This is a genomic window from Methylophilus sp. 13 (genome assembly GCF_015354335.1).
In the GTDB taxonomy this organism is placed as follows: Bacteria; Pseudomonadota; Gammaproteobacteria; order Burkholderiales; family Methylophilaceae; genus Methylophilus; species Methylophilus glucosoxydans.
Map to the genome: position 1 here is coordinate 664,833 of NZ_JADKYR010000001.1, position 16,007 is coordinate 680,839.

Annotated in this window: 11 protein-coding genes; 4 read left to right on the top strand and 7 right to left on the bottom strand. The window is 54.0% G+C overall.

The features are described from left to right. Nucleotides 1-33 precede the first annotated feature (33 nt). The gene (locus INP77_RS03015) at nt 34-912 is read left to right on the top strand and encodes a LysR family transcriptional regulator (RefSeq protein ID WP_194747208.1); all 879 of its coding nucleotides are present in this window, start codon (nt 34-36) and stop codon (nt 910-912) included. A 33-nt stretch (nt 913-945) separates the two neighbouring features. Here the strand turns inward: INP77_RS03015 and INP77_RS03020 are convergent, their stop codons facing one another. The 7 genes from INP77_RS03020 to INP77_RS03050 form a co-directional block, all read right to left on the bottom strand. Further along, nucleotides 946-1,701, bottom strand: coding sequence for a class I SAM-dependent methyltransferase (locus INP77_RS03020; protein WP_194747209.1), 756 nt, complete (start codon nt 1,699-1,701; stop codon nt 946-948). 99 nt (nt 1,702-1,800) lie between these two features. Next, complete coding sequence (hflX, locus tag INP77_RS03025) at nt 1,801-3,141, bottom strand: GTPase HflX (RefSeq protein WP_194747210.1); 1,341 nt, start codon at nt 3,139-3,141, stop codon at nt 1,801-1,803. Nucleotides 3,142-3,488: 347 nt separating this feature from the next. After that, the gene (locus INP77_RS03030) at nt 3,489-4,130 is read right to left on the bottom strand and encodes a PEP-CTERM sorting domain-containing protein (protein WP_194747211.1); all 642 of its coding nucleotides are present in this window, start codon (nt 4,128-4,130) and stop codon (nt 3,489-3,491) included. 669 nt (nt 4,131-4,799) lie between these two features. After that, nucleotides 4,800-5,621 carry a hypothetical protein gene (locus INP77_RS03035; RefSeq protein ID WP_194747212.1) on the bottom strand — a complete coding sequence of 274 codons (822 nt, stop codon included), beginning with the start codon at nt 5,619-5,621 and terminating at the stop codon, nt 4,800-4,802. A 710-nt stretch (nt 5,622-6,331) separates the two neighbouring features. After that, on the bottom strand, nt 6,332-7,729 hold the full coding sequence (locus INP77_RS03040; RefSeq protein WP_194747213.1) for an efflux transporter outer membrane subunit: 1,398 nt from the start codon (nt 7,727-7,729) through the stop codon (nt 6,332-6,334). Further along, nucleotides 7,719-10,829 carry a multidrug efflux RND transporter permease subunit gene (locus INP77_RS03045; protein ID WP_194747214.1) on the bottom strand — a complete coding sequence of 1,037 codons (3,111 nt, stop codon included), beginning with the start codon at nt 10,827-10,829 and terminating at the stop codon, nt 7,719-7,721. The genes INP77_RS03040 and INP77_RS03045 overlap by 11 nt, the downstream gene beginning before the upstream one ends. A 33-nt stretch (nt 10,830-10,862) precedes the next feature. Further along, nucleotides 10,863-12,026, bottom strand: a complete 1,164-nt coding sequence (locus INP77_RS03050; RefSeq protein ID WP_194747215.1) for an efflux RND transporter periplasmic adaptor subunit — start codon at nt 12,024-12,026, stop codon at nt 10,863-10,865. Between the two features lie 146 nt (nt 12,027-12,172). On the opposite strand from INP77_RS03050, the gene INP77_RS03055 reads away from it, so the two are divergent. The 3 genes from INP77_RS03055 (at nt 12,173) to INP77_RS03065 (ending at nt 15,962) form a co-directional block, all read left to right on the top strand. Then, nucleotides 12,173-12,784: a TetR family transcriptional regulator gene (locus INP77_RS03055; RefSeq protein WP_194747216.1), complete on the top strand. Its 612-nt coding sequence runs from the start codon at nt 12,173-12,175 to the stop codon at nt 12,782-12,784. A 212-nt stretch (nt 12,785-12,996) separates the two neighbouring features. Next, complete coding sequence (gene ybaL, locus INP77_RS03060) at nt 12,997-14,700, top strand: YbaL family putative K(+) efflux transporter (RefSeq protein WP_194747217.1); 1,704 nt, start codon at nt 12,997-12,999, stop codon at nt 14,698-14,700. Between the two features lie 239 nt (nt 14,701-14,939). Beyond that, entirely contained in the window at nt 14,940-15,962 is a 1,023-nt protein-coding gene (locus tag INP77_RS03065; RefSeq protein ID WP_194747218.1) for an aliphatic amidase, read from the top strand. Nucleotides 15,963-16,007 lie beyond the last annotated feature (45 nt).

Consider the following 16,007-nt stretch of genomic DNA (forward strand, 5'->3'; position numbering starts at 1 on the left):
CAACCATCTATTAATTTAATTCATATATAACACATGATAGAACGCATCCATCTGGCGATTATCCGCGAGGTCGAGCAACAAGGCTCACTCACCGCTGCCGCTGAAAAACTGTTTCTCACGCAGTCGGCGCTCAGCCATTCGATTAAAAAGCTCGAACAGCAACTGGGCACGGATATCTGGCTACGCGAAGGCCGCAGCCTGCGCCTGACCCAGGCCGGACAATACCTGCTCGCCGTCGCTAACCGCCTGCTGCCGCAGTTATCACTGGCTGAAGAGCGGCTGCGCCAGTTTGCGCAAGGCGAACGCGGCACCCTGCGCATCGGCATGGAATGCCACCCGTGTTACCAATGGCTGCTCAAAGTGGTCTCGCCCTACCTGGCTGACTGGCCGGATGTGGATGTAGACGTCAAACAGAAGTTCCAGTTTGGCGGCATCGGCGCGCTGTTTGGCTACGAGATCGACATGCTGGTCACGCCCGACCCCTTGTATAAACCCGGCCTGCTGTTTCAGCCGGTGTTTGATTACGAACAAGTGCTGGTGGTGCATCGCCAGCATGTTTTAGCTGAGGCGGAATATGTGACGCCGGCACAACTCAGCAGCGAAACGCTGATCACCTACCCGGTAGACATAGACCGCCTCGATATTTACAACCAGTTTCTACAACCCGCCGGCATCAGTCCGCACCTGCATAAGCCCATAGAAACCACAGATATCATGCTGCAAATGGTCGCCAGTGGCCGCGGTGTCGCCGCCCTGCCACGCTGGTTGGTCGAGGAATATCAAACCCGGTTTGATGTGGTGCCGGTTAAGCTTGGTAAGCAAGGGATTGCCAAGCAGATTTACTTAGGGATTCGAGAAGCAGATATACAGATTGATTATGTACAAGCGTTTATTAGCTTGGCACAGGCTTAATGCACCCATGCGGTTAGCCGTTTTGATTGGCCGCTAACCCACACGAATCAGATGGCTCGCCCAAGGTGGTACGGTGGTGTACAAAGCATGGAAGCCGCTATTAAAGCTTCCAAAGTTAAATTGCTTGCTCTGGGCTAGCAGGGTGAGCGCGTTTCTTGAAAACAGGCTGATATGGCCATTGCGCGGGGATGCATACCACCAGCTCAGCCGCTGGTTTGGATGGATATTACCGTCAGAGAGCAAGGTAGAAAACAACACCAATCCGTCTTTAGCCAGCAACGATGACAAGTCTGACATCAGCGCCCATACATCAGGCACATGCTCGAACACCTCAAAGGCGGTGATGAGCTCAAATTGTCCGAGCGATGCAATGTCTGTGTGCTTGTCTACAAAGGGATCATACGACCTAGAAAGCCAACCTGCCGCTGACAATTGCCGTGAGAGCAACCCGTTGCCGCCGCCATAATCCAGATGCCGTAACGTAGGCGGAAAAACAGGGAAGATCGAACGCAAAACCTCTGCATTTGAGGTTGGCCTGATCTGAAGATAGTCAGGATCGACCACCCCATAGTCCGCGTTGTAGATATCTTCCTCAAACTTGCTTAAAGGCCATTGGTGCAGCTCAGGCGCCCAGCAAAAACCACAGTGATTGCACAGGCTGTAATAGACGGCAACGCCTGCGAGAGGCAGATACTTTCCACGCTGTTCCTCGCAAGATTTGTTTAAATCCACCACATCCAGCAGTGATCCGGCAGTTTTGCAAACGGGGCAGACCAGGCGTTCTTTCATGATAGGCAAAGCGCTAACAAGGCTTTTTAAAACAATGATTCCTGCATGTTGCCAGTGCCGTGTATGGAGGTCAACAGGAGGGCATTCGAGGGTGGCGATTTATTCTAGCTGCAAAACTTGCTCGCGCAATTGCGCGAAGGTATTGGGCTCACCGCGCAAGGTGAAGAAGGTGCCCTCTTCCTCGGAGCGCTCGCTCAACACCTGGCAACTGCTATAAATTTTGCCGCGCACTTGTTGTGCCGACCATGGCAGGAAAAGCTCGGTTTCCTCCAGGTCTTGCTGAAAAAAGTCCACGATCTTCTGCCGCAGACTAGCCACTTCTTCCGGGCGGCGTGCACTCATCACGATGCAGTCCGGATATTTCAGGCGCAGTGCAGCTTCACACTCGGCTTGCGCGGCGGCATCACCCACATAATCTATCTTGTTAAACACGCGAATCCGCGGCACGGTGTCAGCTTCAATTTCCTCCAGCACGGTGTCTGTGACTTCCAACTGACGCTCAAACCCGGGGTCACTGGCATCAATTACATGCAGCAACAACGCCGCATCCAGTGCCTCATCCAGCGTGGATTTAAAAGAAGCCACCAGGCCATGCGGCAGGTTTTTAATAAAGCCGACCGTATCGCTGACCAGCACGCGCGGCACGCTCTCGGGGTACAAGGCGCGCACCGTGGTATCCAGCGTGGCAAACAGCTTGTTCGCCACCAGCACTTCGCTGCCGGTCAGCGCGCGCATCAAGGTAGATTTACCGGCGTTGGTATAGCCCACCAGCGCCACACTCGCCATCGTCTGCCGCTCCTGACGCCGCGCACGCTGCGTACGGCGCTCGCCATCCATAATCACAATTTCTTGTTGCAGTTCGGCAATGCGGTCGCGAATCTTGCGTCTATCCAGCTCGGTATGCGATTCCCCTGCCCCGCGACCACCCGCCCCGCTACGCTGCCGCCCCTGCGGGCCCGCCAGCTTGGCCGCCTCGCGCAAACGTGGCGCCATATAACCCAGCCGCGCAATCTCCACCTGCGCACGCGCTGCGCGTGAGCGAGCGTTGCGGTGAAAAATCTCCAGAATGACCATGGTACGGTCCATCACCTCGCAGCCCACTTCAATTTCGAGGTTACGCGCCTGCGACGGCGAGATTTCATGGTCCACCAGCACCGCCTCAATATTCAGCGCATCGGGATTAAACACCAACGCCTCAGGGTCTCCAGCCATACTGCGTACATAATCACGAATCTCTTCGCGCTTACCCACGCCCAGATAACCCGTGATATCAAAGCCTGCGCGCTTCTGCACAAAGGTGTGGACGATCTTGTAGCCCAGTGTTTTTGCCAGTTCACGCAGCTCATTCAGCGAAGCTTCAAACTCTATATCACTGACATTTGGCAGTTGCACGGCCGCCACAACGGCATGGCTGACGGGCTCTTTGACTTCACTTTGCATGTGGAAACGACGCTTCTTGAATGGTAGAGGGCAGATAGTACCTGCAAATGCGGGAATCACCACTATGGGTGGCGAGATAAAGTGTTAATGGGGATTGTTTTGGGTATGTCCGGGGACTAAATGGATATAGTCGCGATTAATGAGTTGGCATCACTGCACACATTTAAATGAATCGTGGGCAATCAATTGCCCACCCTACTACTCGGCTGGTCGTAACCAAGTGCGCGCGAGTGCCCCACCATTTCGAAAGTACCAGACCGCGAACTTTGGTGCACGACCTTGTTCGTCGCGCACTTGCGTTTGCGTCGTTGATACGTATTGGCGGAATCCATTTCAGTTGTCGAACCTTATTGGCGGTTTCTCTGTTGGTGACGATGCCGCAAGAGCAATCCGCAACTTCCAATCGCCATGAGTAACATCGATCCCGGTTCAGGAACCGCCGTGATAAATGTGGATACACCGGAGGACGTTGCAATGGTTGGAGAGAAATCAAAGTCACCCGATGTTGTGAGCGAGTAAACACCACCCATCGCAGAAGCGGGTATAGCCGCGTCGTACTGGCCCGCAAGCAGACGGTTCCAGATTATGTCAAATGTGCCCACAACTCCACCTGTCGCATCAATCGGACTAAACTTACCCGGTTCTGAATTGAATGCATCGAAACCTACTCTGCTATTAGAAGCAGCTATAATGGCACCACGTGTGCCGAAATTTGGATTCGCCCAAGGGCCGGTAAGTGCGATGGTTGGATTAAAGACCGAGGCTATATTGCCTGCGGTGGGCAGACTCATAGGCGCGATTCGGAAGATAAATTCACCTACATTCTGCCCTCCAGGACTGCTAGCCCTACCGGTCAACGTATAAGTGATCTTTACTTGCGTCTCAAAGTCGATCCTGGCGGTAGGTGTGAGCGCCAGGATCACATCGGCTGAAGAAGGCGCCGCTAGCGATAACAGTCCTACGGCGAATAAAAATCTAATCGGCCACATCAAGTTCTCCCATTAGTATCAGAGCAGCGGGCGCTCAAGCAACCAGAACCTCTACAAGCCCGTCAAAAGCAAAAAATGAAATGCTACTTCTACAGGATTATAGCAAAGTTACTGCAAAGTGTATTTCAAGTATCTTTTTCACCGTAGTCAAATGGCAAAATACGCGGCCAGGTCTTGAGACCTGACCCCGTATTTCATGCTCGCTATGTTGAAGAAATCGCGTTGCGGTGTCGCTCAGTCTGTAGGGTGGGCAACTCGTTGCCCACGCGTAAGTTCGTTACCCGTCACCAAACGCTCCTTCCACAAAATCTAGCCCCACACCCCAATCCTCATCATAAACGCCCGCTTTAACATATCGGTGAAATGTTGAATAAGGCCAATCTTTCACGTTGCTCACTAAGCCATGCTTATGTGGGTTGAAATGCAAATAATCCATATTGGATGGTAGCGTCCATATGGAAAGAATATGGTCAGGCAACAAAACCCATGCGTCTATAACGTGACATGGTGGAATTGTGCGTGAGTTTTACCGAGTGGGCAACGAGTTGCCCACCCTACCTGGCTGAACGTAATCTACATTGAGTGGGGTATCAAATTGTGCGCAACGTGTTGCACACCCTTGGCTGTCCAGCGACCAACGGGAGCGACCTTGAGCGATTTTGTTAGCCGCTATTTCCACGTTTTTCTACTCAGCACTGTGCTGCGATCCAGGCCCAAGAATGGGAAAAACTCATAGAGATACGGGACTTCCGGGTGGTTACGACCAATTGAAACCTCGTACTGGTGAGCGATATCCGTAATGCGCCATGAGAGAGAGTAAATTGGCGCAGCAATGCGAATAACGCGCCAAACAGAGTATGGGGCAGCGGCGGCGGCAAAGCGGGGGTAGGCCACAGCCTCCAACGTTGTCATCAACTGTCCATCCATCCCTCGCATGTAGGTGAACCCTGCCGCCCCAATGCTGTCGCAATATTGGATGCTTTCACTCTCAATCTTCTGCCGTTTCTTCGCAGAGACAGACTCCATAATTTCTCTGCCAAGAATCTTCCACCACTTAGCAAGCGGGTCTGGCTCGTCCGACTTCGCGCTTATGGTGTCGAGGTTGTAGTAACGCGAGTATTTTGCAAACTCAGATAAGAACTTAAGAACTTCAAACTCCAATTCGCCTTCGCTCACAAACGCTGGTGGCCGTGGCATTTCCAAGATGGCAACATTCCTGCAGGTCTCATAAAGACCGAGCAAGTTATGGCCAGCGGCCTTTAAGACGCCATTGGAAGGTGGATTCAGTTGGTTTTTTGCCATGTGGTGGCAAACAACCATTAGTTTCATTAGCCGCTCAAGACCAATTGATAAAAGAAAGAACGCCTCGTAGAACTTTCCCTTATCTGAATCGCTGACATTCGCGTTTCTGAGCGCATCTAGGCCAGACAGGAGAGACGACCTGGCCAGAAATGCTTCCTGCTGTATCAAAAGAAACTTTTCGCCAAGCATTACGACCCTCTTGCCAATAGCGGCTAACGTGGAGGTCACTGGCGCTGCGCGGCTCTATCGCGCAGCGTCCGGTGGAGCGCAGGGTTATGCCTCTTCAACACCCACATGTACCCAGTCCTTTTACAGTGGTCGTACCGCTGGGAGATGTAGCTACGGCGCTCGCCTTAACGCCGACTGACTCGCATTCAACGTTCTCTGGAGAGCACGCTTGAACAACCGTGGTTGATACCTTCACCTGGAGGGACTTGTTGCGCAATACGTAGGAGGTTGCGTCTCCGACAGAAATCACACCGCGCTTCTTGCTTCTACCCCCGGTTTGCTCAACGGAGAGTTTTTCAAGCCTTCCATCGACGCGCATGAATGCGTCCTCACCCTCAAGCCACCAAAGAAATGTCTTGCCGGTCGCGGCTGGGCCAACAAATTGAAAATTGCAGCCACAGCCTGACTGAACTTCAGACTCAACAAACGGCTGAACAGTAGGGCCCGCCGCGGCACCGGCGCTCCAAATCAATGCCGAAAGGATGGGGATAGATCTACGCATTTGAGGCATAACTTAAAGTAGGCATCCTAAATGACGCAAAACTTTCCGTCATTGATGCTTTTTTGATTGAAGACTTAAGGGATTTATTTAACGTTTTCATATTGTTATTAAATTTTTAGCCCATCCTAAAATACAAACCTAAACACGTCAACAACGCCGTTTTAACAGCCTAACTGCCGCCTAGCGCTTTATACAAGCCTACCTGATTCTGCAACGCCTGCTGTTGAATCTGCACGGCTTGCGACTGCGCGTCCAACACGCTGCGTTGTGCATCAAGCAACTCTAAATAAGTCACCAGTCCCTGATCAAGCTTGCGTTTCACCAGTTGCAAGCGACTGCTCTCCAGCTCTCGCAAACGTTCTCTGGCGGCAAACTCTTCGGCAATCACTGTGCGTGTACTAAGCACATCCATCACTTCTTTAAACGCAGTCTGGATGGTTTTTTCGTAATTGACGACCTCGATATGCTGGCGGGCTTGGGCCAGGTTGAGGTTGGCTTTGTTGCGGCCGTAGTTAAAGATCGGGAGCACCAGTTGCGGGCTGAAGGCCCAGTAATTGCTGCCTGTATCCGAGAACAATTTGGAGAAGTCTGAATTGACCAAACCAACATTGGTAGTGAGTTGCAGGCGCGGGTAAAACGCGGCTCTGGCAGCACCTATATTGGCGTTGGCGGATTTGAGCTGATGCTCGGCGGCACGAATATCGGCCCGTCTGGTGAGCAAGGTGGAAGGCAAACCTGGCGTGACGTCAGCCAGTTTCAAGGCGGCGAGCGGCTTGACTGGCAGTGGCGTGCGGTGTGAGGTTTCGCCCAGCAGCAGATACAAGGCATTTTGCGTAGTGGCGAGCTGGCGCTGCCATTGCGCGAGTTGCGCTTGTACTTGCTCGACCTGAATTTGCGCGGCTTTCACATCCAGCACTTGATCCAACCCGGCTTCAAAGCGGCGCTGGGTGCGTTGCAGGGTTTGCTTACGGTCATCCAGCGTTTGCTGGGCGAGCTTGAGCTGGTCGTTGATCGCTAAAAAATTGACGTATTGTGTGGCAATCTCGGTGACCAGCGTGGTCTGCACGGCTTGGCGATTTTCGGCCACGGCGAGGTATTGCTCAAGCGCCGCTTGCGACAGGCTTTTTACCCGGCCAAACACGTCAATTTCATACTCTGAAATACCCACACCAACCCGGAACAATTTGGCGTCAAACGCCTGGCTGGAGCTGAACACGGTGCGGCTACGGTCGTAATTGAGGTTGCCCTGTATGGTTGGCAGGCGGTCGGCCTTTTGTACGCCATAGGTGGCTTTGGCCTCATCCATGCGTAACACGGCGGTTTTGAGGTCACGGTTATGCGCCAGCCCGACCTGAATCAGGCGCTGCAAATCAGCATCTGCAAAGTAGCTTTGCCAGCTAAGTGGCGGCGCCTCAGTGACAGGTGTATTGGTCACGGTGTCACTTGCTGGCTGGCCTGGATAAACCTCAGGCACTGGCGCGGCGGGCCTGAAATATTCAGGCACGAGCGAGCAACCGCCCATTGCAAAAGCCACGGCAAGGATGATGGAAATACGGCTAAACTTCATGAGACACCCTTTGCTGTGAGGCTGGCTGTTTCATCCAGCGGCCCACGACAATAAAAAACAACGGCACGAAAAAGATGGCGAGCAAGGTGGCGGTAATGATGCCGCCGAGCACGCTGGTGCCGATAGCTACTTGTGCACCGGAGGCGGCACCGGTTGAGAATGCCAACGGGATCACGCCGACACCAAAGGCGAGCGAGGTCATCACAATTGGGCGCAGACGCTCTTTGGCTGCCATCAAGCTCGCTTCCACCAGCGGCATGCCATGCAACACGTGTTCACGCGCAAACTCCACAATCAGAATGGCGTTTTTGGCTGACAGACCGATGGTTGCAATCAGGCCGACCTTGAAATAAATATCATTAGGTAATTCACGCAAGGTCACCCCCAGCAAGGCGCCTAGCACGCCCAACGGCACCACCAGCATGACGGCAAACGGAATCGCCCAGCTTTCATACAAGGCGGCCAATACCAGAAACACCACCAGGATGGACAAGCCAAACAGCAGGCTGGCCTGGCTACCCGACTGTTTTTCTTCCAGCGATTGCCCGGCCCACTCATAGCCGATGCCTTTGCCCAGGCCATTCACCAGGGTTTCCATGGTGCGCATGGCTTCGCCACTGCTAAAGCCAGGCGCGGGACCGCCATTGATGTTAAATGACGGAAAACCATTAAAGCGCGTGCGTTGCGGCGTGCCCATGGCCCAGTCAAGCGTCATGATGGAAGCCAGTGGCACCAAGCTGCCATCCGCCGCTTTGAGGCGGATTTTTTTGATATCTTCCAGCGTTTGCCGCTGCTTGCCATCGGCCTGCACGATTACGCGGCGCACCTGGTTACCATAGACAAAATCGCCCAGGTAATTCGAGCCGAGCAGCGTCGCCAGCGAGTCGTTGATTTCATCCAGTGACACGCCCAGCGCCTTGGCTTTGCTGCGGTCTAGCTGCATGTTAACCACTGGCGTGTCATACAAACCGGCAAACAGCACATTGGCCAACTCTGGCCGCTGTGCAGACTCAGCCAGCAACTGGTCACGCGCTTTCATCAGCGCCTCAACACCCACGCTGGCACGGTCTACCAGCCGCAGGTCAAAGCCGCCAAAACTGCCCAACTCGGGCAAGGGCGGCGCATTCATGGCAAAAATAGTCAAATTGGGGCGCCCAAAAAACTTCTGGTTGACGCGGTTTACAATCGCCTGCACCTGTTGATCTGGGTTTGGCCGTTCTGCCCAGTCTTTGAGCGTGATAAACAGCATGCCGCTATTGGTACTGGTGCCATAAAAGCTAAAGCCGCTCACCTCAAAGATAATATCAACGGGCTCATGTGCCTGAATATACTCACTCATATCGCCCAGCACTTTGGCGGTTTCTGCCAGCGTCGCGCCTTGTGGCAACGACACCATGACCATAAAGTTACCCTGGTCTTCTTCGGGCAAAAACGCATTTGGTAAACGCACCAGCAGCCAGCCTGCCAGCGCGACAATCAAGGCAAACACGGCCAGCCAGCGCATAGGCTTTTTGAGCAGGCCGCCAGTCAAGTGGGTGTAGCGCTCGGTCATACGCTGAAAGCTGCGGTTAAACCAGACAAAAAAGCGCGCTTTGTTGCCTGTCTCATGGCGTAGCAACGTCACGCACAAGGCCGGCGTGAGTGAGAGCGCCAAAAAGGCCGAGAAGCTGATAGACACTGACAAAGCCAGCGAAAACTGGCGGTAGATATTGCCCACCGCGCCGCTGAAAAAGGCCATGGGGATAAACACCGACACCAACACCGCCGTAATGCCGACCACGGCACCACTGATTTGCGACATGGCTTTGACCGTGGCATCGTAGGCGGACAAGCCCTCTTCCACAATCAGGCGCTCGACGTTTTCGACCACAACAATGGCGTCATCCACCAGAATGCCAATCGCCAGCACCACGCCAAACATGGTCAGCACATTAATCGAGTAGCCCAGCCAGTACATGACGGCAAATGTCCCCATCAGGGCAATCGGCACGACAATGGTCGGGATCAGCGTCGCACGCAGGTTTTGCATAAACAGATACATGACCAGAAACACCAGCACAATGGCTTCCACCAAGGTCTGGATCACTTTTTTGATCGAAATAGAAACGAATGCTGACGAGTCATACGAAAGTTGAAAGGCGACATTGGGCGGGAAATATGGCTGCATCTGCTCCATCGCGACCTTGACCCGCTTGATGGTTTCAACCGCATTGGAGCCCGGCGCCAGTTTAATCGCCATCCCGGCGGCATTCTTGCCATTGACCCTTGAACTGTAGGTGTAGTCACTGCTGCCCAGCTCAACCTTCGCCACATCTTTAATCAACAGGGCTGAGCCATCTGCCTGCATGCGGATAGGCACATTGGCAAAGTCGTCTACCGTTTTTAACGTAGCCTCGGCTTCCAGTGAGACACTCAGCGGCGCACCGTCCGGCACACCACTGGCCCCCACCTGCCCCAAGGTCAGGCGGGTGTTGTAGCTGCGCAAGGCATTCACGATCTCGGTCACGCCCACATTGAGACCAGCCATTTTTTGCGGGTCTGGCCAGATGCGCATGGCGTATTCCGGGCTGAACGATTGTACTTTACCCACACCTTGCACACGCTTGAGCGTAGGCATCACCGTGGCCGATGACAGCTCGCCCAGATCAATCTCGCTGTAGCGGTTATCTTCCGAGGTCAGCGACACAATCAGCTGAAAACTGTCAGCAGACTTTTCCACCGTGATGCCGCTGCGACGCACGATTTCCGGCAAACGCACTTCGACACTTTTGAGGCGGTTTTGCACATCCACGGCAGCCAGATCAGGATTGGTGCCCTGACGGAAAGTGACACTGATGGAGGCCATGCCGACATTGCTGGTGGCAGAAACATACATCAGGCCCGGCATGCCATTCATCTCGCGCTCGATAATCGAGGTCACGGTTTCTTCCACCACCTTGGCCGAGGCGCCAGGGTAAGTTGCGGCGATATTGACCACAGGCGGGGCAATATCAGGATACTGGGCAATCGGTAATTGTTTGATGGCGATCAGGCCAGCCAACACAATCAGAATGGCAATCACCCAGGCAAAAATGGGGCGATCAATAAAAAAACGGCTCATGGCCTGGTTCCTGTCTTTCTGCGCGCTGCCCGGTTAAGGGGCCACGGCTTTGGTGATATTGTCTTGGGCACTGATCAGTTTGGGCGTCACTTTGCTGCCCGCCGTTTGTGCCGCCACATTGGTGACCACCACTTGTTCACCGGCTTGCAGCCCTTGCTCAATGACCCACTGTTTGTCTATGACACGGCCGGCTTGCACCTCGCGTGACTCCAGCTCGTTTTTGGCATTCACCACCCACACACGCGTCGAAAACTGGTCACGCATCAACGCATCTCTTGGAATCAGAATCGCATTCGGATTGGTGGCCTGACGGATTTTGATTCTGACGTATGCGCCTGGCATCAACACCTGCTGCGGGTTTTCAAAAATGGCGCGCATGACCACAGAGTCGGTCGTTTGGTTGACGGAGACGTCCGAGAATGAAAGTTTTCCTGCTTGGGCGTACATGGAGCCATCCGGCAAGACCAATTTAATTTTAAAGTCACCATCGTTGCCTTTGAGCTGGCCATCGCGCAGCGCTTTGCGCAAGGTAAACACTTCTGAGGACGACTGGGAAAAATTAACATAGACCGGATTGACCTGCTCGACGGTGGTCAGTTGCGTAGCTTCATCTTTGCCGACCAGCGCCCCCTCGGTGACCAGTGCGCGGCGGGCCACGCCATCAATTGGCGCGGTCACATTGGCATACCCCAAATCCAGCCGGGCACGATTAAGTTTGGCCTGGGCAGAGGCCACCTCGGCTTTTGCCAGTTGCGCCTCAGCTTGTGCCGCGCGGTAATCACGCTGGCTCACAGACTGGTCGCCAATCAAAGCCTGATAACGCTGCAACTTGTCGTTAGCATTGACCAGGTTGGCCTCGGTCCGTGCCAACTCAGCCTCGGCTTCGAGCTTACTGGCTTGCAACTGCTCGGGATTGATCTGGAATAACGGCGTGCCGGCTTTCACCACCTGCCCTTCCTGGTACAGGCGCTTAGCGACAATGCCGGAGACACGGGCGCGCACCTCGGCAATGCGGTAGGCCTCGACCCGGCCAGGGAGTTCGACCTCATCGGGAATATCCGCCACCTGCACCTTGACCACCTCCACCACAGGCGCCGCGCCTGCGGGCTGAGCGGCTTCTTTCGGCTTGCTGCACGCAGCCAATTGCAAGATCAACAGCGCCGAAAGCGCCAGCGTCGAGTGAGAAATACGGGACATGCACTACCCTTAATTGTATGGATGACAATATTCTAGCGGCACTTTTATAATTAATCAATCATGACTGATTAATTATTTTTTGGTATGATAGCGGCCATCATCAACGACTGGACTGTCACCGAGCCGCCAGGCTAGAACCACCCGACATGGCTAGAAAAACCAAAGAAGACGCGCAAAAAACCCGTGACCAGATTCTGGATGCAGCTGAGCATGTGTTTTACGGCAAAAGCTTTACGCAGGCGACCATGGCTGATATTGCCGATGCCGCGCAACTGTCACGCGGCGCCGTATACGGGCATTATAAAGGTAAGCTTGAAGTCGCCACGGCCATGGCCGAGCGTGTCATCCATCAAGCCTCACCGTTTCAGGGGCAACCGGCGCATAGCGCACTAGAAAACCTGAAACACTACTGCTTGCAGGAAGTGCGCAGTTATATCGAACCCAGCTCTATCCAGCGCGTGCTGTTTTTTCTGTATGTGGGCATTGATGATTCGCCCGAGCTGCTGCAACTGCGCTACAACTGGGAGAAAAAACGCATTGCGCAAATCAACAGCCTGCTGACACAGGCCATTGCCCACAAAGAGCTGCCCGCTGACGTCGATTTTGACTTGGTCAGTCTCTACTGCCAATCGGTGATCGAAGGCGTATTCAGTATTGTTTACTTTGGCAGCATGAGCGAAAGTGAACGCTGGCAGCGCGCAGAACAATTGTGTACCTACAGCCTGCAACGCTTGTCCATGCCTTTTTCGCAGCCTTAACCCTGTGCTGCCTGCGATTGGTGATTGACGCGGCATGGCTTCTTGCGGCAAGATAAAAAATAATACATTGATCGCAATTAATTTCAACTTTTTGGCCAGCACACGGTCAGTCTGAACAGGCGGTATGCCTGTGCTTGAAATAGCATCAACGCTTGCGAAACCCATATTGCGTATGCCTGCGCAAATAAAATAACTTAAAAGAAACCCTGACGATGGACCATAACCTGAGCCTGATTACCACCATTGCCGTTGCGTTTGCGCTGGCACTGGTGTTTGGACTAATTGCCGAAAAACTCAAATTGCCTGCGCTGATTGGTTATTTGCTGGCCGGCATCATGATCGGCCCCGCCACCCCTGGCTTTGTCGCCGACCTTGAAATTGCCTCGCAACTGTCGGAAATCGGCGTCATGTTATTGATGTTTGGCGTCGGCCTGCATTTTTCGGTACAAGACCTGCTGTCGGTCAAACGCATCGCCCTGCCCGGCGCACTGGCGCAGATGACGCTGGCAACGCTGCTAGGCATGCTGGTCGCCTGGAGTTGGCACTGGAGCTGGGGCGAAGGCCTGGTATTTGGTTTGTCCCTGTCTTGCGCCAGTACGGTGGTATTACTCAAGGCGCTGGAGTCACGCCGTATTCTGGAAAGCATGAACGGCAAGATTGCAGTCGGCTGGCTGGTGGTGGAAGACATGGTGACCGTGCTGGTACTGGTGTTGATGCCTGCCCTGGCGGGCGTGTTGGGCGGTAGCCAGAGTGAAGCAACCAGTGTTGCCGCCATTTGGCAAACCATAGGCATGACCTTGCTCGAAGTGGCAGGCTTTATTGCCATCATGCTGGTGGTCGGCAAGCGTGTGTTGCCGTGGTTGCTCTGGTATGTGGCGGGCACCGGCTCGCGCGAGCTGTTCACGCTGACCGTGATCGCGGTGGCGATCGGGGTGGCGTTTTTTGCCTCGACCTTATTTAATGTCTCGTTCGCATTGGGTGCGTTTTTTGCCGGCATGATCATGCGTGAATCAGAATACAGCCACCGTGCCGCTGAAGATTCGCTACCGTTCCGCGATGCCTTTGCCGTGTTGTTTTTCGTCTCGGTCGGCATGTTGTTTGACCCCAGCATTCTGATCAAACAACCCGTACAGGTGTTGTCTGTAGTGGCGATTATTATCCTGGGTAAGTCGCTGGCAGCGGTGGCCATTGTGCTGGCCTTGCGTTATCCCTTAAATACCGCGTTAACCGTGGCCGCCAGCCTCGGGCAAATCGGTGAGTTCTCGTTTATTCTGGCCGGGCTGGGGGTCTCACTCAACCTGATGTCCCCCGATGGCATGAGCCTGGTGCTGGCAGGCGCGCTCATTTCCATTGCCTTGAACCCGCTGGTGTTTGCCTCGATCAAGCCTCTGGCCAATTGGGTGGTCAGCAAGTCTGATCTGGCCCGGCAGTTCTCGTTACGCATGGACCCCTATGGTGAGTTACCCATGACTACCGAGCGCAAGTTCCTCGAAGGCCAGGTGGTGCTGGTCGGTTATGGCCGGGTGGGCAAACGCATTGCGCAGTCGCTGACCGCCGCCGCCATCCCCTATGTGGTCGCCGAACAAAACCGTGAAGTGGTGGAAAAACTGCGCAAACAGGGGCAACCTGCCGTCTCGGGGAACGCGGCGGACCCAATGGTGTTGATCCAGGCCCACATTGCCAATGCCTCCCTACTGATTATTGCCACGCCGGATGCCATGAATATCCGTAAGATGGTGGAGATCGCCAAGCAGCTCAAACCGGATATCGAAGTCGTGATCCGCACCCATCATGAGGACGAATACCTGCGCCTGCAAAAAGAACTGGGCGAGACCGAAGCGGTGTTTTTTGGCGAGGAAGAACTGGCCAAGGGCATGTCTGCCCATGTGTTGCGGCGCTTTGAACGCCCGCATTAAGCGGCATCATCAATGACCTTGTACGCAAATTAACGTATGGCGTGCGGGCCTGGCTGGCGTTAAATTAATACCAAGGTTAATACCTGCTACGCCCCACATTTTAATCACACCGTCAACAGCGCCGGTGATGATTCGAGCAAAAAAGCTCACCCGCCATTTGATGGCCGGTGGGCTTTTTTTATGCGTAATCGGTATGTATCGAGTCACTAGCCTTTTTTAAATTTTTCAGGAGAAGCTTCATGATACATGGTGATATTTCCAGCAGCCAGGACACCGTCGGTGTGGCCGTCGTCAATTACAAAATGCCCCGCTTGCATACCAAAGCCGAGATTCTGGCCAACTGTCGCAACATCGCCGACATGGTGGTCAATATGAAAGCCGGTCTGCCCGGCATGGATCTGGTGATTTTCCCGGAATACAGCACGCACGGCATCATGTATGACGGTCAGGAAATGTATGACAATGCCACCACAGTGCCCGGCCCGGAAACCGATATTTTTGCCGAGGCTTGCCGCAAGGCCAAAGTCTGGGGCGTATTTTCGATCACCGGCGAGCAGCACGAAGAGCATCCGAAAAAAGCCCCGTATAACACCCTGATCCTCATGAATGACCAAGGTGAAATCGTGCAGAAGTACCGCAAGATCATGCCATGGGTGCCCATCGAGGGCTGGTACCCAGGCAAGGAAACCTTTATCAGCGAAGGCCCCAAAGGCCTCAAGGTCAGCCTGATTATCTGTGACGATGGCAACTACCCTGAAATCTGGCGCGATTGTGCCATGAAAGGCGCCGAACTGATTGTGCGTTGCCAGGGCTATATGTATCCGGCCAAAGAGCAGCAGATTCTGATCAGCAAGGCGATGGCGTTTGCCAACAACACCTATGTGGCCGTGTCCAATGCGGCCGGCTTTGATGGCGTTTACTCCTACTTCGGCCACTCGGCGATTATCGGTTTTGATGGCCGTACGCTGGGCGAATGTGGCGAGGAAGAAAATGGCGTGCAGTATGCAGCCTTAAGCAAACACCTGATCCGCGACTTCCGCAAACATGGCCAGTCCGAAAATCACCTGTTCAAGTTGCTGCACCGTGGCTACACCGGCGTGCTCAATTCAGGCGATGGCGATAAAGGCGTGGCGCAGTGTCCATATAGCTTCTACAGCAAATGGGTACAGGACCCGGCGGCTGCGCGCGACATGGTAGAATCGTTTACGCGCTCGACGTTGGGCACCAAAGAGGCGCCCATCGCAGGCTTACCTAACGAATAGTCGGATGTTCTGACTGGCGATCACACTAGGCTAGATGAAACTAGG

Excerpts from the sequence above, each read along its gene's own strand:
- INP77_RS03015 (WP_194747208.1), top strand. The coding sequence starts at position 34 with ATGATAGAACGCATCCATCTGGCGATTATCCGCGAGGTCGAGCAACAA.
- INP77_RS03020 (WP_194747209.1), bottom strand. The coding sequence starts at position 1,701 with ATGAAAGAACGCCTGGTCTGCCCCGTTTGCAAAACTGCCGGATCACTG.
- hflX (WP_194747210.1), bottom strand. The coding sequence starts at position 3,141 with ATGCAAAGTGAAGTCAAAGAGCCCGTCAGCCATGCCGTTGTGGCGGCC.
- INP77_RS03030 (WP_194747211.1), bottom strand. The coding sequence starts at position 4,130 with ATGTGGCCGATTAGATTTTTATTCGCCGTAGGACTGTTATCGCTAGCG.
- INP77_RS03035 (WP_194747212.1), bottom strand. The coding sequence starts at position 5,621 with ATGCTTGGCGAAAAGTTTCTTTTGATACAGCAGGAAGCATTTCTGGCC.
- INP77_RS03040 (WP_194747213.1), bottom strand. The coding sequence starts at position 7,729 with ATGAAGTTTAGCCGTATTTCCATCATCCTTGCCGTGGCTTTTGCAATG.
- INP77_RS03045 (WP_194747214.1), bottom strand. The coding sequence starts at position 10,829 with ATGAGCCGTTTTTTTATTGATCGCCCCATTTTTGCCTGGGTGATTGCC.
- INP77_RS03050 (WP_194747215.1), bottom strand. The coding sequence starts at position 12,026 with ATGTCCCGTATTTCTCACTCGACGCTGGCGCTTTCGGCGCTGTTGATC.
- INP77_RS03055 (WP_194747216.1), top strand. The coding sequence starts at position 12,173 with ATGGCTAGAAAAACCAAAGAAGACGCGCAAAAAACCCGTGACCAGATT.
- ybaL (WP_194747217.1), top strand. The coding sequence starts at position 12,997 with ATGGACCATAACCTGAGCCTGATTACCACCATTGCCGTTGCGTTTGCG.
- INP77_RS03065 (WP_194747218.1), top strand. The coding sequence starts at position 14,940 with ATGATACATGGTGATATTTCCAGCAGCCAGGACACCGTCGGTGTGGCC.